Source organism: Fredinandcohnia onubensis (assembly GCF_002734285.1).
Lineage (GTDB): Bacteria > Bacillota > Bacilli > Bacillales > Bacillaceae_L > Ferdinandcohnia > Ferdinandcohnia onubensis_A.
Window position 1 is genome coordinate 387,679 of record NZ_NSEA01000003.1, and the last position, 20,160, is coordinate 407,838.

Sequence of the window (20,160 nt, forward strand, 5' to 3'; positions counted from 1 at the left end):
AAAGATTGGACAATCACAGATTGTTGAACTTATTTTTAATCTTTTTCTTGAAAAGAAGGATTCTTCGGAGTGATGTAGAATAGAGAAATATGACGAAAAAAAGAATAAAATATTTGTGGATGCTGATGCATGTCCAGTTAAAGAAGAAATACTTAGCATAGCAGGTACATATAATATCAATGTTGTATTTGTAGCGTCGTATGCCCATGTTATGTCGACTCCAATGGGTGGTAAATGGGTGTACGTGGATGCTGAGAAAGAGGCAGCAGATCTCTATATTATGAATCATGCAATAAAAAAAGACATCGTCATTACCCAGGATACTGGCTTAGCGAGTATTTTAGTAAATAGAGGTGTAAATGTTATATCACCTCGTGGCAAAGAGTTTAAAGAAGAGGATATGGAACAAATCCTCCATTTTCGCTTTTTATCTGCAAAAGAAAGACGGAGTGGTTCATATTCAAAAGGACCAAAACCCTTTACTGACGAAGACAGACAACATTTTACTAAAATTTTTAAAAAAAGTTTGTCGAATCTTGCAGGATTTAAACTCTAAACATCGAATAATTTAGTACTTGGGGATGTTATACATGGGATATCGAATACCCGAAGAAACAATCGAAAAAATTCGTATTTCTGTTGACATTGTTGATGTTGTTAGTGAATATGTTCAATTGAAGAAGCAAGGTAGAAATTATTTTGGCTTATGCCCATTTCACGGTGAAAATACCCCTTCATTCTCTGTATCTCCCGATAAACAAATCTTTCATTGTTTTGGGTGTGGAGCAGGTGGAAATGTATTTTCTTTTTTAATGGACCTAGAAGGGTATTCCTTCTCGGAGGCGGCTATAAACCTCGCTAATAAAGTGAACATAGATTTGTCAGATTATGAACAGCCAACTGCTGTTTCTGATAAAAACAATGAAACATCAAAAATGCAAGAAGCACACGAATTATTAAAGAAATTCTATCATCACCTATTACTTAATACAAAAGAAGGTCAACCAGCGCTAGACTATTTAACCAATAGGGGCTTCACAAGAGAAATCATTGATAAGTTTGAAATTGGCTATGCCCTCGACTCGTGGGACTTTGCCACGAAATTTCTCCAGAAAAGAGGTTTTAGGCCAGAGTTGATGGAACGGGCCGGACTGCTCGTAAAAAAGGAGGATACCGGTACATTCTTTGATAGATTTCGAAACCGCATAATGTTTCCGATATGGGATCACCAAGGTAAAACCATTGCATTTTCTGGCAGGGTGCTTGATAAGGGGCAGGAACCAAAATATTTAAACAGTCCTGAAACTATTATTTTTAATAAAAGCAAGACCCTTTATAATTTCCATCAAGCAAGACTTGCGATTCGAAAACACCAACAAGTGGTTCTTTTTGAGGGGTTTGCAGATGTCATTGCAGCTGATACAGCTGATGTTCCAAATTCAATAGGTACGATGGGCACATCCTTGACGGATGAACATGTGAAAATAATAAGACGGAATGTGGAATCTGTTGTTATCTGTTATGACTCTGACAATGCGGGTTTAGATGCGGCTTTACGAGCTTCTACTATGCTAGGTGAAGCGGGTTGTTATGTAAGAGTAGCAACAATGCCAAATGGCATGGACCCTGATGACTACATTAGAAAATATGGCGCAGAGAAGTTTAAAAATGATGTAATAGGGGCAAGTCTTACATTAATGGCATTTAAAATGCAGTACTTAAGAAAAGGAAAAAATCTTCAGGATGAAGGAGATCGCATCCGTTATATAGAAGATGTTATTAAAGAAATTTCCTCTTTAGAAAAGGCTGTAGAAAGGGACCATTACTTGCGCCAATTATCAAGTGAATTTTCTATTTCACTTGATGCATTAAAAACACAACAGCTTCAGTATTATAAATCTGAACGGAAAAAAAGGGATAATTTCTCTTCGAATAGAAATAATACGAAAGCGAAACCTACCGTATCAAAACATTTACTAAAAGCCTATCATAATGCAGAGCGATATTTAATTGCTTATATGTTGCGTAGTCGGGATATTGCTGAAAAGATACAAGATCAGCTTCAGGCCGAATTTAATATCGAAGAGCATCGAGCGATTGTAACGTACCTCTATGCATTTTATGAAGAAGGATTTGAACCAGATATCAGCACATTACTAACAAGGGTTCATGATGAGAGTTTAAAAAGGATTGTCACCGATATTGCAATGATGTCAATTGAAGAGGAAGTATCGGAATCTGTTTTATCAGATTATGTGAAACAGGTGTTGAATCACAAAAAATTGTCAATGATAAAAGAAAAAGAATCTGAGCAACTTGAGGCTGAACGAAGTAAGGATTATTTGAAGGCTGCTACAATTGCAAATGAAATCATTCAAATGAAAAAAGCATTAATTTAAACAAATAGGTTTTCTAACCTCTATGTCTTACAAGTTTGGAAGGAGGGGAACAAATGGCTGAAAAGTCTAAAGAAGTCGATACAGAGTTAACATTAGAGCAAGTCAAAGAAAAATTAACAGCACTAGGAAAAAAACGCGGTGTATTGACATATGAAGAAATCGCTGAGCGTATGTCTGGTTTTGAAGTTGAATCAGACCACCTTGATGAATACTATGAGTTCCTTGGAGAGCAGGGAATTGAATTATTAGGTGACAGCGGGGATCATGATGCTGATGATGACAATGAAGATGATCCAAATATTCAAGAACTATCCAAGGAAGAAGAGTTTGATCTTAATGATCTAAGTGTTCCTCCAGGAGTAAAAATAAATGACCCGGTACGTATGTACCTAAAAGAAATTGGCCGTGTTGATTTACTTTCAGCTGATGATGAAATTCAACTTGCTGAACGAATTGAACAAGGTGATGAAGAGGCCAAACGTAGACTCGCTGAAGCTAATTTACGACTTGTAGTAAGTATTGCAAAGCGTTACGTTGGTCGTGGGATGTTGTTCCTAGATTTAATCCAAGAAGGTAATATGGGACTTATTAAAGCTGTTGAGAAATTTGATTACCGCAAAGGTTTCAAATTTAGTACGTATGCAACATGGTGGATACGTCAAGCCATCACACGTGCGATTGCAGACCAAGCTAGAACCATCCGTATTCCCGTTCATATGGTAGAAACAATTAATAAATTAATCCGTGTGCAACGTCAGTTACTCCAGGACCTAGGGCGCGAACCAACACCTGAAGAAATTGGAGAAGATATGGATCTAACACCAGAAAAGGTAAGGGAAATCTTAAAAATTGCACAAGAACCTGTATCATTAGAAACACCAATTGGTGAAGAAGATGACTCACATCTTGGAGACTTTATCGAAGACCAAGACGCAACTTCTCCGTCAGAGCATGCTGCATACGAGCTTTTAAAAGAACAGCTTGAAGATGTTCTAGATACCTTAACAGATCGAGAAGAAAATGTATTACGTCTACGCTTTGGATTGGACGATGGACGTACTCGTACTCTCGAAGAGGTTGGTAAAGTATTTGGTGTTACTCGTGAGCGTATTCGACAAATTGAAGCAAAAGCCCTACGAAAGCTACGTCACCCAAGCCGAAGTAAGAGATTAAAGGATTTCTTAGAATAAATTTCATTTACATTCCGTAGTTTACTTCATACAATTGAAGTAAACTATTTTTTTTAGTTTTAGCCCCATTCGATGTGGGTTGCGAAGACATTGCCACTCAAGCGTGATGTTTTTAGTCTTTGATTTTATTCAAGTAAGGTGAGCGCTTTCATGAATCAAGAAAGAAAAAAGATTATTATCAATGAAATCCTATATTGGCGTAAAAATAAATTACTGCCAGAGGCATATTGTAATTTCCTACTCTCGCTATATACAGAGGGGGAAGGAATTGAGCCTACAAAAGAAACAACTTCATCAAAGAAAACACCATTTCTTTCAATCATCGGAATTGGTTTGCTTTTACCAGTTTTATTACTTGTCACTTATTTTACTGAAATATCGCCTATATTGCAAATGGTATTAAACTTTATTTTTTTAATTGTCTGCATTTTAGGCCTAATTAGTCAAAGAACAAATCCACTTTTTGTTCATATTGGCTCAATTATACTCGCCCTTTTTACCTTGCTTTTAACAGCGAATTTAAGTGAACTAATTTTTAAGGGACAGGCACTTTATTTAATCGGGATGATTCTTTTGAATTGTATCGGTTGGATTTTTGTTGGGTTGTTCACTAAGAAGAAGTATTTTTTGATTGCCGGCGTTCTCGTTAGTATGATTGCTGTTGTAACTTTATTGAATATTTAAATTATTTGAAAATTCATCAACTCCCGATATAATAGATATGAAAACGCATACAATGGGAGGGGTATTATGAATTTCGATTTAACGACAGAGCAAAAATTGATTCAAAAAACAATTAGAGAGTTTTCCGAAGCAGAAGTTGCTCCAGGTGCTGAAAAACGGGATAAAGACAAACGTTTCCCAAAAGAAATTTTTCAAAAGCTTGGAGAATTAGGGATGATGGGCTTGCCGTTTCCTGAAGAATATGGTGGAGCAGATTCTGATACAATTAGCTTTGCAATCGTGGTCGAAGAACTAAGTCGTGCCTGTGGGTCTACCGGAATTACATATTCAGCACATATCTCACTTGGTGGTGCACCCCTTCATTTATTTGGAACAAAAGAACAAAAACTAAAATACTTAACTCCAATTTGCACAGGAGAATCCTTGGGAGCCTTTGGATTAACAGAACCCAATGCTGGATCAGATGCAGGTGGAACCCAAACAGAAGCCATTCTCGAAAATAATCACTTTATCATTAATGGAAATAAATGCTTTATCACAAATGCCAGTTTCGCAAAGCATATAGCCCTCACAGCGATAACGGGCCGTCATGGGGCTAAAAAAGAAATAAGCGCAATTATAGTACCAACTAATGCAGAAGGCTTTAAGGTTATTGATAACTACGAGAAAATGGGACTCAATGCCTCAAACACGACGGAGTTAGTTTTAGAGGACGTTCATGTACCTGAAGAAAACCTGCTTGGAAAACGAGGAGAAGGCTTCAGACAGTTTCTAATTACGCTAGATGGCGGCAGAATCGGTATTGGAGCAATGGCGGTTGGAATTGCACAAGCAGCTTATGAAAAGGCCCTAACGTATGCAAAAGAACGCAAACAATTTGGTAAGTCCCTTTCAAGTTTCCAGGCTATTCAATTTAAATTAGCAGATATGGCGATGAAGATTGAACTGGCACGGAATATGGTATACAAAGCTGCATGGTTGAAGGATCAAGGAAGAAATTTCTCAAAAGAAGCTTCAATGGCAAAGCTTTATGCCTCTGAAATTTGTATGGAGGTGACAAATCAAGCTGTCCAGATACACGGTGGCTATGGTTATATGAAAGAATATCATGTTGAAAGATTTATGCGAGATGCAAAGCTTCTTGAAATCGGGGAGGGGACATCTGAAATTCAACGAATGGTCATTGCACGTACAATTGGATGCTAAAATGTTATGTCAGATTTAACTCCTTGCCAATTGGTAGGGGGTTTTTATTTTTTTTATGACAAATTTGTGACGTTTTTGTGTAAAATAATTTTACAATATTATGTTAAATAAGTTCTTGTACAAATAGGTCTTTTACTTCTATCATTTTTCAAGTAAAATAGAGAGTGTTTGTATAGAATAATAATTATATCTATTTTGATGTACATAAGGTAAGGGAGGTCAGAATAATGAAAAAGAATCCATTAATACCATTTGCCCTGATTGCAGTTTTCGGTATTGGACTTATGTTCCTATTAGGCTTTGTTGGACTAGGTAACATGGAGGAAATGGCAAACCAAGGTGAAGAGGCTCCAGAAACAGCAGCTGCTTCCCCAGAAGAAGTTGTCCAAAGTACATGTGCAGCTTGCCATGGTCAAGATTTAGCAGGTCAAGGTAATGCACCTGCATTAAAAGGTATTGATCTTTCCGTAGAAGAGATTCAGGATGTAATCACTAATGGTAGAGGTGCGATGCCAGGTGGCTTAGTTAAAGACCCTGCACAAGTACAAGAAATCGCAAATTGGTTAGTTGAACAAAAATAAATAATAAAAAAACCCTTTGCATAAAATGTAAAGGGTTTTTTACTGCCCTTCCTGGTCAGATGGAAGTTTCTACTGACATCTTGTATAATAAAAATTAAAAAAATGTGGTGTTATTATGAATGAAGAAAAGCTATCGAAGCGGCTTGAAACAGTCGCATCATACATACCAAAAGGGGCAATATTAGCAGACATCGGGTCTGATCACGCCTATCTTCCATGCTATGCATACTTAAATGGGTTAATCACTGGGGGAATAGCAGGAGAGGTAGCAGAGGGACCATTACAATCTGCAAAAAAACAAATTTCCAAAAGTGAGCTTGATTCCAAAATTGAAGCACGAAAAGGGGATGGACTTGAAGTCATCCAACCAAATGAAGTAACATGTATTACCATAGCAGGAATGGGTGGCTCGCTTATACGCTCCATTCTTGAAAATGGCAAAAACAAACTGCCAGGCGTAAAAAGACTAATCCTACAACCTAATATTGGCGCTTCAACAATTAGAGAATGGCTTATTGAAAACAATTGGGAGCTAATCGCCGAAGAAATCCTAGAGGAAGACAAAAAAATTTATGAAGTTTTAGTTGCCGAAAAAGGAAGCCCACTTAAGCCATATCAGCATAAGGAACAAGAACTTTTACTAGGGCCATTCTTATTAAAAGAAAAAAGTTCAGTTTTTGAAAAAAAATGGGCCCATGAACTAAAACATTGGGAAAAAATCTTATCACAGCTTGAAACAGCAGGAGAAACACCCGAAAATCAGACACGAAAAGAAGAGCTCAAGCAAAAAATAAAAATAGTAAAGGAGGTATTACAATGAGCAAAATTCCTAACGGTTTTGAAGTGATACAAGTATTTGAGCAATTTTCTCCAAAGCACTTAGCCGTCGAAGGTGATCGGGAAAGAATCGGCCTTCAAGTTGGTACTTTAAACAAGCCAGTAAAAAAAATCATGGTTGTACTTGATGTATTAGAAGAGGTGGTTGATGATGCTATTTCAAATGATGTTGATTTGATTATTGCTCATCATCCACCCATTTTTAGACCCTTGAAAACAGTACAAACAGATACACCGTCTGGAAGAATCATTGAAAAATGTATTTTACATAATATAGCGATTTATGCAGCACATACAAATTTAGACGTGGCTGTCGGTGGCGTTAATGACCTACTTGCGGATGCATTGGGGTTAACAAATATTGAATTGCTTGCGCCAACCTACGAGGAAACGTTAAAAAAACTCGCTGTTTATGTCCCTCGGGAGTCTGCTGATGAAGTACGAGATGCATTAGGATCGGCTGGTGCAGGTTATATCGGAAATTACAGTCATTGTACGTACAATACGCCTGGTACAGGAACATTCTTACCACATCAAGGGACAAACCCACATATAGGTGAAGTCGGTAAATTAGAAGTAGTTGATGAAATCAAAATTGAGACAGTTTTCCCAAGTAGCCTTCAAAAGAAGGTGATTACGGCTATGCTTAACGCTCATCCATATGAGGAGGTTGCTTTCGATATTTATCCCCTTGAAAATGAAGGTAATGTGCTTGGACTTGGACGTGTTGGTTATCTCGAACAGGAAATGACACTTGAGCAATTCGCCTTGTATGTTAAAGATAAATTAGAAGTAAATGGTCTTCGTGTAGTGGGTTCTCTTTCAGATAAAGTGAAGAAGGTTGCGGTGCTTGGAGGAGACGGAAATAAATATGTTTCACATGCTAAAAGAGCTGGAGCAGACGTGTATGTAACCGGAGATATGTATTACCATGTTGCTCATGATGCGATGATGATGGGCCTTAATATCGTTGATCCAGGCCATAATGTTGAAAAGGTCATGAAAAAAGGGGTAGCTAATATCCTAACGGAACGTTTCAAAGAAAAGAAATTCGAGGTTACTGTGATTACTTCGGAACTAAATACAGACCCATTTAAATTCCTATGAAAAAAAGGTACTCCAATTTTGCTGGGGTACCTTTTTCTTTATATAAAATCGCTTTTGATCGGTTATTTTTTAGCTATTTTTACCTTTGGTAACACTTTATAGAGCGGAACTTTTCGAGCTCGTTCCCATGTTTCCTCATTTTCAGGATCGAATTGCTCTAAAAAGTTAATGACCTCTTTTGTAATTGGGGTTGGGGTGGAAGCGCCAGCTGTAACGGCTACTTTCTCAACACCTTTAAGCCATTCAAGTTGAATATCACTTACGTCTGCAACACGATATGCTTTTGTACCTGCAATTTCTTCAGAAACTTGTGCAAGACGGTTTGAGTTATTGCTCTTCGGATCTCCAACTACGATTGTTAAGTCAGCCACAGTTGCTTGCTGGGCAACAGCTTCTTGTCGAACCTGTGTAGCTAAACAAATTTCATTGTGGACTTCAGCATGTGGAAACTTTTCCTTAACCTTTTCCATTACATGAAGAACGTCCCACTGACTCATTGTTGTTTGGTTGGTCACAACAAGGTTTTCATGATTCAGCTCTAGTTTTTCAACATCTTCAACTGTTTCAACAAGATGAACGAAACTAGGTGCTACACCCAATGCACCTTCTGGCTCTGGGTGGCCCTTCTTACCAATATAAATAATATGGTAGTCTTCAGCTGTTTTTTCCTTAATTAAATCATGTGTTCTTGTTACATCAGGGCAAGTGGCATCAAGTGTAACAAGACCACGTTCTTTTGCTAATCTTTTCACCTCTGGTGAAACGCCATGTGCTGTGAAAATAACGGTACCTTCTTTAACCTGATTTAAAATATCTAAACGGTTTGCTCCATCAAGCGTAATAATTCCTTCTTCTTCAAAGGCATCAGTTACATGCTTATTGTGAACAATCATCCCTAGTATATATATAGGTCTTGGTAATGTTTTATCTAAAGCGGCATTTTTCGCAATTACCATCGCATCTACTACACCGTAGCAATATCCACGGGGAGCAATTTTGATTACTTCCATGCTCTTCTCCTCCTCAGTCAATAAATCGGATAGCTCATACCTATTGGTACTCTCGTAATCTCGTATTTATTATATCTGAGTATGAAGGATAATACAAAGTCTTTTAAATGTAAAGCCTTGGAACTGATTGACCTGTACCACTTGCTTTTGGTTTTTCTTCTTCATTTTCAAACTGTTCACTATCTGAAGTCACATCCGATAGTGAAATAGTCTCATTCTCTTCTTCCTGTTCATTCCCTGCATTTTTAATTGCACTATACATCCTAATCATTGCGGGGATGTTTTTCATTAATGGCCCATATTGTTGAACCATTGGAACTACAGATTCAGCCATTTTTAACGTTTTTTGTACATTTCCCATCATCGCACTAAGGTTAGAGGGATTTGCTAAACTTTGAAGGGTGCTAGGGTTCATTCCTTGTGAAGGATTAAAGAAACCAGGCATACCTCCCATTCCTTGCATGGGATTCGACTTTCCCATTCCAGGGATTAATTTTTTCAAAATGCCACCTAATCCGGATCTTCCTTGTCCTTGCATACCTTGCATACCACCATACATTCCTGGTGGTCGAAACCCATATTGCTGTGGAAACATGGATGGCGGCCTCATTTGTCTCATTGGTCTCATTTGATTCATTGGTTGTCGTGGATAAAACATTTACTTCTCCTCCTTTCAGGTTACATAAGTTAAGTAGAAGAATGAATCGGGTGATAATACCTTATTTTTAGAATATGCGGTGGGTGAATTAAATGTTTACCTATTACTTCAAATGGGCGCAATTGGTATTTTGACAAGCTTTCCTATATAATAAATTGTTAGGTTATGAGAAAACATATAATAAAACCCAAACCTTGCAAAACAAATTCATATTTATATAAATGAGGGATCGTAATGACAGTAAAAGATTTTGAACGTTTTCAATTTCAGCCATTTATACTTGAAGCATTAAAAGAGATTAAATTTACAAAGCCGACCGAAATTCAAGAACGGTTAATACCGAGCATTCAGCGGGGCGAAAGTGCGATTGGGCAATCACAAACAGGTACAGGTAAAACCCATGCGTACATACTGCCAATTATTAATAATATTGATTCTGCAAGACAGGAGGTACAGGCTGTTATTACTGCGCCTACTCGTGAGCTTGCAACGCAAATACATCATGAAATTGGAAAAATCATTAAATTTAGTGGTGAGAATCCAATTACAGCAAAATTGTTTGTAGGTGGGACTGATAAAGCACGTGCCATCGAAAAACTAAAAACACAACCACATATTGTGGTAGGAACTCCTGGAAGGATTCACGATTTAATTAAGGAACAAGCTCTTCAAGTTTACACAGCGAATCAAATTGTGGTCGATGAGGCTGATCTAATGCTTGATATGGGCTTCATTGAAGACGTCGACCAAATTGCAGCAAGGATGGCCGAAGACCTACAAATTTTAGTGTTTTCTGCAACCATTCCTGAGAAATTAAAGCCATTTCTAAAAAAATATATGGAGAACCCTAGATACACTCATGTTGCACCTGAACAGGCTACTGCTGCTAAAGTAGAACATATTCTTATACCATCACGACATCGAAATAAACTTAACCTTCTGAAATCCATGTTAGAGGTTTATAATCCATATTTAGCGATCATTTTTACCAATACGAAAAAAATGGCTGACGAAGTAGCGGATGGTTTAATTGCAAAAGGGATGAAGGTAGGACGACTCCATGGAGACCTTCCACCAAGAGAGCGTAAAAAGGTCATGAAGCAAATTAATTCATTAGAGTTCCAATATGTAGTGGCGACGGATTTAGCCGCAAGAGGTATCGACATTGAAGGTGTGAGCCATGTCATCAATTATGAACTACCTAGTGATCTTGATTTTTACATTCATAGGGTTGGTAGAACGGCAAGGGCAGGCTATTCAGGAATCGCAGCTACCATTTTTGAGCCAGCGGATGAAGATGCAGTCATAAGGCTTGAAAAAATGGGAGTTACTTTTGTAAATAAGGACCTTGAAAACGATGAATGGGTCAATATTGGCGAAAGAAACAAACGAAAGGCTAGAAAAAAGCAAGTTGATGAAGTTGATAAACTTGCACAGAGTCAGGTGAAAAAGCCTAAGAAGGTGAAACCAGGCTATAAGAAAAAAATGAATCAGGAAATGGAAAAAATTAAAAAGCGCCAAAAACGCTTAAAGAGAAAATAAGCATGATCTATGGTAATATACTTTTATGAATTTGTAGGGAGATAGGAGAGGTATAGCATGCTAAAACTTGGCTCACATGTATCAATGAGTGGAAAAAAAATGCTCCTAGCAGCAAGTGAAGAAGCCGTATCATACGGTGCAAATACATTTATGATTTATACAGGAGCACCCCAAAATACAAGACGTAAAAAAATCGAGGATTTAAACATAGAAGCAGGACATGCTCATATGAAGGAAAATGGAATTGATGAAATTGTTGTTCATGCACCATATATCATTAATATCGGTAATACTTCAAACCCAGCAACGTATGAACTAGGTGTTAACTTTTTACGTTCTGAAATTGAAAGAACAGAGGCGCTCGGTGCAAATCAAATTGTTCTTCATCCTGGAGCACATGTAGGAGCAGGTGCTGAAGCGGGAATAAAGCAGATAATTGCGGGCTTAAATGAGGTTCTGACAAAGGATCACAAAGTACAGATTGCATTAGAAACAATGGCTGGTAAAGGCTCTGAATGTGGAAGGTCATTTGAAGAAATTGCCCAAATTATTGATGGAGTAACACATAATGAAAAGCTATCTGTCTGCTTCGACACTTGTCATACTCATGATGCAGGCTATGATATTGTGAATGATTTTGATGGAGTCTTAGAACAATTCGATAAATTAGTAGGTCTAGAACGAATCAAAGTCCTCCATATCAATGATAGCAAAAACGAAATAGGGGCTAGAAAGGACCGTCACGAAAATATTGGTTTTGGTAAAATTGGATTTAATGCAATCAATTATATTGTTCATCATCCATCCCTAGAAAATGTCCCTAAAATCCTTGAAACACCATATGTAGGTGAGGACAAGAACAATAAAAAGGCTCCATATAAGTACGAAATTGAAATGATTCGAGAAAAATCATTTGATGAAGGTTTACTCGAGAAAATAATTAATCAGTAAAAAAAAGCTGTCGATCGACAGCTTTTTTTAACTTGTAAATTTTATAAACAATTGGTTGAGTTTTCTTGCAACCTCAGGACTTGTAACACGGGCAATTTCCCTTAATAACTGATTTTTTTCATCTGGATTAAAGATATTAATATTCTTGTTTTTTCGAATTATTTTTAATACATTTGTTGCTTGTTCTTTGGATACATATATATCATATTGTTTCCCGTATTTCATTAAGTCATCAGGTGTTAACGTTTTTAATTTTTGATTAATGATTTGTTGATAAATGTTCATTGTTATCATCTTCACCTTCCTCTCGTTAGTGTATTTCACAACGAAAAGGTGTGTGCATAAATCTTATTCGAGAATCAAATTCTTTACTTTATAAAATTCATCCTGTATACTTCATAAAGGATAAATCGTAATGATTCTTAATAAGAGCAAAAATTAACGATAGATAAGGTGATAACTTGACACATCCAAATTCGGTATTAAAGATAAAGGATCTTTCTTTTCGATATGAGGAACAAACCGTATTAGAAAACATTAATCTAGTTGTCCCTCAAGGATCTTTCTTAGCTATTGTCGGTCCTAATGGATCTGGTAAAACCACCCTGTTAAAAAGCATCCTTGGACTAGTTAAACTTCAAGAAGGGTCAATTGAATTATTTGGCACACCAATTTCGAAATTTAAAGACTGGCCAAAAATAGGTTTTGTTTCTCAAAAAGCAAATAGCTTTAACTCGGGATTTCCGGCTACGGTATTTGAGGTTGTATCAAGTGGCCTAACCGCAAAGCTTGGATTATTCAATTTTTTCAAATACGAACACAAAAAAAAAGTCATGGATGCACTCCAATCAGTTGGAATGGAAAAGTTTTTATATCGGAACATTGGGGAGCTTTCTGGAGGACAACAACAGCGCGTTTTTATTGCAAGATCGCTTGTCAGTGAACCAGATCTTCTTATCCTTGATGAACCGACTGTCGGGGTAGATGCCCAAACTGTTCAAACTTTTTACAATATGCTTGAGGACATAAATAAAAACAAGGGAATTACATTGATATTAGTTACCCATGATGTAGGGACAATTTCGGAAAAAGTGTCACATGTTGCATGCTTAAATAAGCATCTTCATTTCCATGGAAGTGCTGATGAGTTTGAACATGTTCAAGATCAGGACTTATCCCAATTTTATGGACATTCACTTCAAATAATTACCCATGAACATAGTCATGGAAGGTGAAACAATGCTTTCAGATATTTTTCAATATGAATTCTTACAAAATGCGTTTCTAAGTGGTTTGCTAATTGGATTTATTGCACCGTTACTTGGTGTTTTTATAGTAGTAAGACGACTGTCACTCATTGCGGATGCTTTAAGCCACGTGACGTTAGCAGGGATTGCTGCGAGCCTTTTACTTGAAAAGAAGCTTGGGCTTGCCGGACCTATCAATCCCATCTACATGGGAATGACATTTTCAGTGGTTGGTTCTTTATTTATTGAGCGTTTAAGAACGGTTTATAAGCATTATCAGGAACTTGCAATTCCAATTATTTTATCCAGTGGAATTGGTTTAGGTGTTATTTTTATTTCACTCGCAGACGGCTTTAACACAGATTTATTCAATTATTTGTTCGGTAGTGTAAGTGCGATTAGTCGGTCAGATTTATGGACTATCCTGACAATTTCTGTGCTTGTCATTTTTATTGTTACTTTTCTATACAAAGAATTATTTTTGTTATCATTTGATGAAGAGCATGCAGCTGTTTCGGGGATCAATGCGAAAACAATTCATTTTATCTTTATAGTTACCGTAGCATTAGTTATTGCTGCATCAATGAGGATTGTTGGGATTTTATTAGTCTCATCTTTAATGACATTGCCTGTTGCGGCAGCCATACGAATTGCAAAGGGCTTTAAACAAACGATTATCCTCTCGGTAGTATTTGGAGAATTGGCTGTCATTTTTGGATTGGTGCTTTCATACTATCTGGATTTAGCTCCAGGCGGAACCATTGTTGTACTTGCAATCATTATTCTTTTAGGCGCAATTAGTTGGAAAAAAAGGTGGAAAGGAAGAATAGCATGAATGTTTCTGAAGCGATGCAGTTAATGAAGGACAAAGGGTTTAAACATACAGGGAAGAGACAGGAAATGCTTGAACTCTTTTCCGTATCTGATAAATATTTAACAGCTAAGGATGTTTTAGACGAATTAAAGGAAAACTATCCTGGACTAAGTTTTGATACGATTTATAGAAATCTTTCTTTATTTGTGGAGCTTGGCATCTTGGAATGGACAGAGCTTTCAGGTGAAAAGCATTTTAGGTTTACTTGTGGTGGAAGTCACCATCATCATCATTTTATTTGCTTGGAATGTGGTAAAACAAAGGAAATCGAATCATGTCCTATGGATAAAATGAAAGATAATTTATCTGGATATGATATATCAGGTCACAAATTTGAAATATATGGTTCATGCCCAGAATGTAGAATCTAATATAAAAGAGCAGGATTTAATCTAGTCTACTGGTATTAAAGTCAATGATTAACAATTATATTTCTCGCTCCTTTAACTCATACTAAAAATGCTCCTTACCCATAAGGAAAGCGAGGGATAAGCATGGCGAAAGAAGATACTAACGTAAGAAAGATTCGAGACGATGATTTTGAATACGTTGATCCAAACTTAGGTGCAAATGCTGACTCAAGCTACAATGAGGAAACGGCAGCAGAAGTTGCCGCTCCAATCAATTATGGAACCACAAAACGTGAAGCAAACAATCAAAATCAAGGAAACAATACGAATGATAATGTAGCGAGTGGTGCTGGTTTAGGCTGGCTTGCTCTTGCTTTATCAATCATTTCCTTATTTGTAATGCCTGTACTATTAGGAGCAGCAGGTATTATCATTGGATTTATCGCACGTCGACGTGGAGCAACTGGTTTAGGAGCATGGGCAATCGGAATTGGTGCTGTTTCGATTATAGTTGGCATCTTTATCCTCCCATTTTTTTAACAACGTGGATATGTGAAATAAAAATAAGCCCGACAATTTGTCGGGCTTGTTTTTATTTTTGCTCTGCTGCTTGTTTTGCGTAATATTCTTCAGCAAGCTTGTCAATTTCTTTTTTCAATTCTTCTACCATGGTTTCTTCAGGTACTTTACGTACAGTTTTACCGTGGCGGAAGAGTAGACCTTCTCCTCTTGCTCCTGCAATGCCGATATCAGCCTCACGTGCTTCACCAGGACCGTTAACTGCACATCCTAATACAGAAACCTTGATTGGTGCTTTGATTGTTGAGATATACTCCTCAACCTCATTTGCGATTTTAATTAAATCAATCTCAATACGTCCACAAGTTGGACATGATATTAATGTTGCTGCATTAGCCGCCAAACCAAAAGATTTTAGCAATTCACGTGCAACTTTAATTTCTTCTACAGGGTCTGCACTCAATGAAATACGTAGTGTATTTCCGATTCCCTTACTTAAAATAGCACCTAAACCTGCCGCGCTTTTGACTGTTCCGGAGAATAGTGTACCTGATTCAGTAATCCCTAAGTGAAGTGGGTAATCAAAAGCCATTGCTGCTTTTTCATAAGCTTCAATCGCAAGTGGTACACTTGATGCTTTCATTGATACAATGATGTCATGGAAATCAAGGTCTTCTAAGATTTTAATATGGTGTAAAGCACTCTCAACCATACCGTCTGCTGTTGGGTAGCCATATTTATCAAGGATTCGCTTCTCTAATGACCCAGCGTTTACACCGATTCGAATAGGAATTCCTTTTTCTTTAGCCGCTTTTACAACAGCTTCAACCTTTTCTTTGCGACCGATATTACCTGGATTAATCCGAATTTTATCGGCTCCTCCCTCAATCGCTTTTAAGGCTAATTTATAATCAAAATGTATATCAACTACAAGAGGAATTGAAATTCTCTTTTTGATTTCAGATATTGCATTGGCTGCACGCTCATCAGGACATGCTACACGAACGATTTGACAGCCTGCTTCTTCAAGTCTTTTGATTTCTGCAACGGTTGCTTCAACATCATGTGTCTTTGTTGTGGTCATACTTTGAATAACTACTTCATTGTTACCACCAATCGTTAAATTACCTACCTTTACAGGACGTGTTTTTGTACGATGGATGATTTCATTCACAAATATCGCTCCTTTTACAAGCATTTGAATAACTTATATAAGAGTAATCCTTTATTTGAAAAATATCTAGTCTAAAGAATCATTTACTTGCCTATTTTACAGTTGAAATAAAAAATTGACAAGAAAATACCCTTATTCACTCGTATATAATGGGAATTTGTAGGTTTTCCCAATTTGTAGAAGCTCTGCTTTACTATCTGGATTAAGTTCTTCAAAATCCTTGATTACAGATTCGATGGACGAGATTTGTCTCTCTTTATTTACTCTTTCAACGATGGAAAGTAACGTGTCACCTGCTTTTACTTTGACTTCCATATAGGGATCGTTTGGTGTCTGGGCTATGACTTCAGCTGCCTCTATCTTTTCATCTTTTGCTGTTGGTAGAGTCCCAATTCTTATGTCGTAATAAATAATATATACAATAAACACAATTGCTAGGAATGCAAATAAACGCTTCATCTTAAAACCTCCGCTAGGTCTACTTAATACAGAATATGCTTCGCCGACCACTATATTCCAAAAAATAATAGAATAGGAAGAAAAATTTAATAGGGAAACTAGAAATACATAATTTTGCATATCAAGTGAAAAATAGAGTTACAAGAGAAGGGAAAATTGTCTTATGTTACAGTATTGTAAATTTACTTAATAAACCTTTACATTAAAAATGGACTACGGTACTATTTTTATGGCTTTACTACAAAATTCGATCATTTTTTTAGGAGTTGGCATTGTGGAACTAGACGTACAAAGTATGATATTTCAGTTTATAGGCGGTCTTGGTATTTTCTTATTTGGTATCAAGTACATGGGGGATGGATTACAAAAATCTGCTGGTGATAAACTCAGAGATATCTTAGATAAGTTTACGACCAATCCATTCATGGGTGTTCTCGCTGGTATTTTTGTAACATGTTTAATCCAAAGTAGTTCAGGAACAACAGTTATTGTTGTAGGACTAGTAAGTGCTGGTTTTATGACATTAAGACAAGCAATTGGCGTAATAATGGGAGCTAATATCGGGACAACGATTACGGCATTTATCATAGGTATTAAAATTTCCGATTACGCGCTTCCGATAATTGCAGTGGGTGCAATATTACTGTTTTTCTTCAAAAATAAAAGAATACATAATTTTGGACAAATTGTGTTCGGTTTTGGAGCTTTATTCTTAGGTTTAGAATTAATGGGGGATGGAATGAAACCTCTTAGATCCCTTGAAACCTTTCATGATTTAACGGTTAATATGAGTTCTAATCCTATACTAGGAGTTGTCATCGGTACCGTATTTACGGTTATTGTACAAAGCTCAAGTGCAACGATTGGAATATTACAGGGATTATTTGGAGAAGGCCTTTTAGATCTTAAAGCAGCTATACCTGTTCTGTTCGGTGATAATATTGGGACAACAATTACAGCTGTTTTGGCTTCCATCGGGGCGTCTGTTGCTGCTAAACGAGCAGCACTAACACATGTAATCTTTAATATCATCGGGACCATTATTTTTATGCTCCTTCTTGTGCCTTTCACAAAGTTTATTGGGTACTTACAAACAACATTAAATTTAAATCCGGAAATGACAATCGCATTTGCACACGGAACCTTTAACGTGACAAATACTATTATTCAATTTCCATTTATCGCTGTTTTAGCCTTTATAGTAACAAAACTTATTCCAGGTGAGGATTCGCTAATTGAATATAAGGCCAAACATCTTGATCCTGTCTTTGTGGAACAATCTCCAGCGATTGCATTAGGGCAAGCGAGAGAAGAAGTTGTTCGAATGGGTGAATTTGCGGTTAAGGGTCTGGAAGAATCAAACACCTATTTAAATGAAAGATCTCAAAGATATGCGGATACCGCTATGCAAATTGAGGATGCAATTAATAATTTAGACAAAAAAATTACAGACTACCTAATCAAAATATCATCTAGATCACTTTCAGCACAGGAGTCTGCCTTACATTCCGTACTTGTTAACACGGTTCGTGATATTGAAAGAATCGGTGACCATTTTGAAAATGTGGTGGAATTAGTTGACTATCAGATTTCAAATAAAGTGAAGTTAACTGAAGATGCAATGGAAGATTTAAATGAAATGTTTAAATTAACAGTATATACAGTAAATGAAGCAGTTCAAAGTCTTCAAAAGAATGATCGTACATTGGCGATTGATGTTGTAAAACAAGAAGAAAAGATTGATACAATGGAGCGTTCATTACGTAAGAAGCATATTCTACGATTAAATGAAGGTAAATGTTCAGGTCAAGCAGGAATCGTTTTCGTTGACATTATCAGTAATCTAGAACGTATCGGTGACCATGCTGTAAATATTGCGGAAGCAGTTCTAGGCGAAAGACAACTTTAATATCTTACATTAGATACAAGGCATACAATGCCTTGTATTTTTTTAAAGGAGGCTAAAATCTATGGGATTTCTGATGTGGACAATTATTATTTTATTGTTTGTAATCGCATTTGTCGGGCTTGTCTATCCGATTATTCCGAGCGTGCTTTTCATTGCAGGTGGCTTTTTAGTTTATGGATTCTTCCAGGGGTTTGATTCTTTTTCAATTTGGTTCTGGGTGATAGAAGGGTTATTTCTCCTTCTATTATTGGGTGCTGATTATGCAACTAATTTAGTTGGTGTAAAAAAGTATGGTGGAAGTAAGGCGGCAGTTTGGGGAAGTACGATTGGACTACTCGTTGGCCCTTTTGTAATTCCGATTTTTGGTATTATTATTGGTCCGTTCCTGGGTGCGTTTTTAGCAGAATTACTCGTGCACAAAAAGGATGTAAAAGATGCATTTAAAAGTGGTGTAGGTTCACTCATAGGATTTCTCAGTGGAGTTCTGGCAAAAGGGATCATTCAAGCTATTATGATTATCTATTTTTTAATTGTTGTGTTTTGATGAATAATCCTTTCATATAAAGGGAACTTTATATCTGGTACTATTTGATTACGTATTAAGATTTATGAATTAATAGTGCTTTTCATTTGAAAGGTTATACTTATTTTGGTAATCTTACAAGTGAGGACTACTGAAGACGAAATCGTTTTCAAGGTTCAATTTTACATACATATTTAAGGAGGAATAAACAATGGCATACGAATTACCACAATTACCTTATGCTTATGATGCTTTAGAACCACATATTGACAAAGAAACAATGAATATTCACCACACTAAGCACCATAATACTTACATTACAAACGTAAACAATGCAATCGCAGGTAAAGCTGACCTAGAAGGCAAATCAGTAGAAGAATTAGTTTCTAATCTTGACGCTGTTCCAGAAGATATTCGTACAGCAGTAAGAAACAATGGTGGTGGACATGCAAACCACAGCCTTTTCTGGACTATTCTTTCTCCAAACGGTGGCGGAGAGCCAACTGGCGAATTAGCAGACGCAATCAACAGCAAATTTGGAAGCTTAGAAGCATTCAAAGATCAGTTTACTAAAGCAGCTACAACTCGTTTTGGTTCTGGTTGGGCTTGGTTAGTTGTTAACAATGGTGAGCTTGAAGTTACAAGCACGCCAAACCAAGATTCTCCATTAATGGAAGGTAAAACTCCGATTCTTGGTCTTGATGTTTGGGAGCATGCTTACTACCTAAACTACCAAAACCGTCGTCCTGATTATATTTCTGCATTCTTTAATGTAGTTAATTGGGAAGAAGTAGCAAACCGTTACAATTCTGCAAAGTAATGTCGAGTAGAGCCAGTGGATTCGTCCACTGGCTTTTTATTTTGTTCCAAGCTTAGGGAACCTTCTGCTTTTTTTTGTATATCTGCTTTTTTTTATCACACAATAATGATGTAGATAAAA

The 20,160-nt window shown here is 36.8% G+C and carries 22 protein-coding genes; 17 read left to right on the top strand and 5 right to left on the bottom strand.

Annotated elements, in window-relative coordinates:
- Positions 1-115: 115 nt before the first annotated feature.
- The 8 genes from CKJ95_RS04700 (at position 116) to CKJ95_RS04735 (ending at position 8,004) form a co-directional block, all read left to right on the top strand.
- Complete coding sequence (locus tag CKJ95_RS04700; protein WP_099352237.1) at positions 116-556, top strand: YaiI/YqxD family protein; 441 nt, start codon at positions 116-118, stop codon at positions 554-556.
- Positions 557-590: 34 nt separating this feature from the next.
- Positions 591-2,399 carry a DNA primase gene (dnaG, locus tag CKJ95_RS04705; RefSeq protein ID WP_099352238.1) on the top strand — a complete coding sequence of 603 codons (1,809 nt, stop codon included), beginning with the start codon at positions 591-593 and terminating at the stop codon, positions 2,397-2,399.
- A gap of 53 nt (positions 2,400-2,452) precedes the next feature.
- A complete protein-coding gene (gene rpoD / locus CKJ95_RS04710) occupies positions 2,453-3,589 on the top strand; it encodes an RNA polymerase sigma factor RpoD (protein ID WP_099352239.1) in 1,137 nt (378 codons plus the stop codon).
- Positions 3,590-3,739: 150 nt separating this feature from the next.
- Entirely contained in the window at positions 3,740-4,273 is a 534-nt protein-coding gene (locus CKJ95_RS04715) for a hypothetical protein (RefSeq protein ID WP_099352240.1), read from the top strand.
- Positions 4,274-4,339: 66 nt separating this feature from the next.
- Positions 4,340-5,479: an acyl-CoA dehydrogenase family protein gene (locus CKJ95_RS04720; protein WP_099352241.1), complete on the top strand. Its 1,140-nt coding sequence runs from the start codon at positions 4,340-4,342 to the stop codon at positions 5,477-5,479.
- Between the two features lie 227 nt (positions 5,480-5,706).
- Positions 5,707-6,060 carry a cytochrome c550 gene (gene cccA, locus CKJ95_RS04725; RefSeq protein WP_099352242.1) on the top strand — a complete coding sequence of 118 codons (354 nt, stop codon included), beginning with the start codon at positions 5,707-5,709 and terminating at the stop codon, positions 6,058-6,060.
- A gap of 115 nt (positions 6,061-6,175) precedes the next feature.
- Positions 6,176-6,880, top strand: coding sequence for a tRNA (adenine(22)-N(1))-methyltransferase (locus tag CKJ95_RS04730; RefSeq protein ID WP_099352243.1), 705 nt, complete (start codon positions 6,176-6,178; stop codon positions 6,878-6,880).
- Positions 6,877-8,004, top strand: coding sequence for a Nif3-like dinuclear metal center hexameric protein (locus CKJ95_RS04735; protein ID WP_099352244.1), 1,128 nt, complete (start codon positions 6,877-6,879; stop codon positions 8,002-8,004). The genes CKJ95_RS04730 and CKJ95_RS04735 overlap by 4 nt, the downstream gene beginning before the upstream one ends.
- A gap of 62 nt (positions 8,005-8,066) precedes the next feature.
- On the opposite strand, the gene CKJ95_RS04740 is transcribed toward CKJ95_RS04735, so the two are convergent.
- Positions 8,067-9,014 carry a 4-hydroxy-3-methylbut-2-enyl diphosphate reductase gene (locus CKJ95_RS04740; RefSeq protein ID WP_099352245.1) on the bottom strand — a complete coding sequence of 316 codons (948 nt, stop codon included), beginning with the start codon at positions 9,012-9,014 and terminating at the stop codon, positions 8,067-8,069.
- A gap of 103 nt (positions 9,015-9,117) precedes the next feature.
- Positions 9,118-9,672, bottom strand: coding sequence for a VrrA/YqfQ family protein (vrrA, locus tag CKJ95_RS04745; RefSeq protein WP_099352246.1), 555 nt, complete (start codon positions 9,670-9,672; stop codon positions 9,118-9,120).
- 234 nt (positions 9,673-9,906) lie between these two features.
- On the opposite strand from vrrA, the gene CKJ95_RS04750 reads away from it, so the two are divergent.
- Both CKJ95_RS04750 and CKJ95_RS04755 read left to right on the top strand, forming a co-directional pair.
- Positions 9,907-11,214, top strand: a complete 1,308-nt coding sequence (locus tag CKJ95_RS04750; RefSeq protein WP_099352247.1) for a DEAD/DEAH box helicase — start codon at positions 9,907-9,909, stop codon at positions 11,212-11,214.
- A gap of 57 nt (positions 11,215-11,271) precedes the next feature.
- Positions 11,272-12,165 carry a deoxyribonuclease IV gene (locus CKJ95_RS04755; protein ID WP_099352248.1) on the top strand — a complete coding sequence of 298 codons (894 nt, stop codon included), beginning with the start codon at positions 11,272-11,274 and terminating at the stop codon, positions 12,163-12,165.
- Positions 12,166-12,192: 27 nt separating this feature from the next.
- Here the strand turns inward: CKJ95_RS04755 and CKJ95_RS04760 are convergent, their stop codons facing one another.
- The gene (locus CKJ95_RS04760; RefSeq protein ID WP_257215712.1) at positions 12,193-12,459 is read right to left on the bottom strand and encodes a DUF2624 domain-containing protein; all 267 of its coding nucleotides are present in this window, start codon (positions 12,457-12,459) and stop codon (positions 12,193-12,195) included.
- A 167-nt stretch (positions 12,460-12,626) separates the two neighbouring features.
- Here CKJ95_RS04760 and CKJ95_RS04765 point away from each other — a divergent pair, with 167 nt between their 5' ends.
- From CKJ95_RS04765 to CKJ95_RS24015, 4 genes are all read left to right on the top strand, one after another.
- Entirely contained in the window at positions 12,627-13,400 is a 774-nt protein-coding gene (locus CKJ95_RS04765; RefSeq protein WP_099352249.1) for a metal ABC transporter ATP-binding protein, read from the top strand.
- 4 nt (positions 13,401-13,404) lie between these two features.
- Positions 13,405-14,247 (top strand): metal ABC transporter permease, encoded by an 843-nt coding sequence (locus CKJ95_RS04770; RefSeq protein ID WP_099352250.1) that lies wholly within the window; start codon positions 13,405-13,407, stop codon positions 14,245-14,247.
- Positions 14,244-14,657: a Fur family transcriptional regulator gene (locus tag CKJ95_RS04775; protein ID WP_099352251.1), complete on the top strand. Its 414-nt coding sequence runs from the start codon at positions 14,244-14,246 to the stop codon at positions 14,655-14,657. The genes CKJ95_RS04770 and CKJ95_RS04775 overlap by 4 nt, the downstream gene beginning before the upstream one ends.
- 123 nt (positions 14,658-14,780) lie before the next feature.
- Positions 14,781-15,176, top strand: a complete 396-nt coding sequence (locus CKJ95_RS24015) for a hypothetical protein (RefSeq protein ID WP_099352252.1) — start codon at positions 14,781-14,783, stop codon at positions 15,174-15,176.
- Positions 15,177-15,228: 52 nt separating this feature from the next.
- On the opposite strand, the gene ispG is transcribed toward CKJ95_RS24015, so the two are convergent.
- Positions 15,229-16,335, bottom strand: coding sequence for a flavodoxin-dependent (E)-4-hydroxy-3-methylbut-2-enyl-diphosphate synthase (gene ispG, locus CKJ95_RS04785; protein ID WP_099352320.1), 1,107 nt, complete (start codon positions 16,333-16,335; stop codon positions 15,229-15,231).
- Between the two features lie 126 nt (positions 16,336-16,461).
- Positions 16,462-16,788 (bottom strand): LysM domain-containing protein, encoded by a 327-nt coding sequence (locus tag CKJ95_RS04790; RefSeq protein ID WP_099352253.1) that lies wholly within the window; start codon positions 16,786-16,788, stop codon positions 16,462-16,464.
- Positions 16,789-17,062: 274 nt separating this feature from the next.
- Between CKJ95_RS04790 and CKJ95_RS04795 the strand changes: the two genes are divergently transcribed.
- From CKJ95_RS04795 to sodA, 3 genes are all read left to right on the top strand, one after another.
- On the top strand, positions 17,063-18,697 hold the full coding sequence (locus CKJ95_RS04795; RefSeq protein WP_180271406.1) for a Na/Pi cotransporter family protein: 1,635 nt from the start codon (positions 17,063-17,065) through the stop codon (positions 18,695-18,697).
- Positions 18,698-18,758: 61 nt separating this feature from the next.
- Positions 18,759-19,241 carry a DUF456 domain-containing protein gene (locus tag CKJ95_RS04800; RefSeq protein WP_099352254.1) on the top strand — a complete coding sequence of 161 codons (483 nt, stop codon included), beginning with the start codon at positions 18,759-18,761 and terminating at the stop codon, positions 19,239-19,241.
- 190 nt (positions 19,242-19,431) lie between these two features.
- Positions 19,432-20,040: a superoxide dismutase SodA gene (sodA, locus tag CKJ95_RS04805; RefSeq protein ID WP_099352255.1), complete on the top strand. Its 609-nt coding sequence runs from the start codon at positions 19,432-19,434 to the stop codon at positions 20,038-20,040.
- The last annotated feature ends 120 nt before the right edge of the window (positions 20,041-20,160 follow it).

Excerpts from the sequence above, each read along its gene's own strand:
- dnaG (WP_099352238.1), top strand. The coding sequence starts at position 591 with ATGGGATATCGAATACCCGAAGAAACAATCGAAAAAATTCGTATTTCT.
- rpoD (WP_099352239.1), top strand. The coding sequence starts at position 2,453 with ATGGCTGAAAAGTCTAAAGAAGTCGATACAGAGTTAACATTAGAGCAA.
- CKJ95_RS04715 (WP_099352240.1), top strand. The coding sequence starts at position 3,740 with ATGAATCAAGAAAGAAAAAAGATTATTATCAATGAAATCCTATATTGG.
- CKJ95_RS04720 (WP_099352241.1), top strand. The coding sequence starts at position 4,340 with ATGAATTTCGATTTAACGACAGAGCAAAAATTGATTCAAAAAACAATT.
- cccA (WP_099352242.1), top strand. The coding sequence starts at position 5,707 with ATGAAAAAGAATCCATTAATACCATTTGCCCTGATTGCAGTTTTCGGT.
- CKJ95_RS04730 (WP_099352243.1), top strand. The coding sequence starts at position 6,176 with ATGAATGAAGAAAAGCTATCGAAGCGGCTTGAAACAGTCGCATCATAC.
- CKJ95_RS04735 (WP_099352244.1), top strand. The coding sequence starts at position 6,877 with ATGAGCAAAATTCCTAACGGTTTTGAAGTGATACAAGTATTTGAGCAA.
- CKJ95_RS04740 (WP_099352245.1), bottom strand. The coding sequence starts at position 9,014 with ATGGAAGTAATCAAAATTGCTCCCCGTGGATATTGCTACGGTGTAGTA.
- vrrA (WP_099352246.1), bottom strand. The coding sequence starts at position 9,672 with ATGTTTTATCCACGACAACCAATGAATCAAATGAGACCAATGAGACAA.
- CKJ95_RS04750 (WP_099352247.1), top strand. The coding sequence starts at position 9,907 with ATGACAGTAAAAGATTTTGAACGTTTTCAATTTCAGCCATTTATACTT.
- CKJ95_RS04755 (WP_099352248.1), top strand. The coding sequence starts at position 11,272 with ATGCTAAAACTTGGCTCACATGTATCAATGAGTGGAAAAAAAATGCTC.
- CKJ95_RS04760 (WP_257215712.1), bottom strand. The coding sequence starts at position 12,459 with ATGATAACAATGAACATTTATCAACAAATCATTAATCAAAAATTAAAA.
- CKJ95_RS04770 (WP_099352250.1), top strand. The coding sequence starts at position 13,405 with ATGCTTTCAGATATTTTTCAATATGAATTCTTACAAAATGCGTTTCTA.
- CKJ95_RS04775 (WP_099352251.1), top strand. The coding sequence starts at position 14,244 with ATGAATGTTTCTGAAGCGATGCAGTTAATGAAGGACAAAGGGTTTAAA.
- CKJ95_RS24015 (WP_099352252.1), top strand. The coding sequence starts at position 14,781 with ATGGCGAAAGAAGATACTAACGTAAGAAAGATTCGAGACGATGATTTT.
- CKJ95_RS04790 (WP_099352253.1), bottom strand. The coding sequence starts at position 16,788 with ATGAAGCGTTTATTTGCATTCCTAGCAATTGTGTTTATTGTATATATT.
- CKJ95_RS04800 (WP_099352254.1), top strand. The coding sequence starts at position 18,759 with ATGGGATTTCTGATGTGGACAATTATTATTTTATTGTTTGTAATCGCA.
- sodA (WP_099352255.1), top strand. The coding sequence starts at position 19,432 with ATGGCATACGAATTACCACAATTACCTTATGCTTATGATGCTTTAGAA.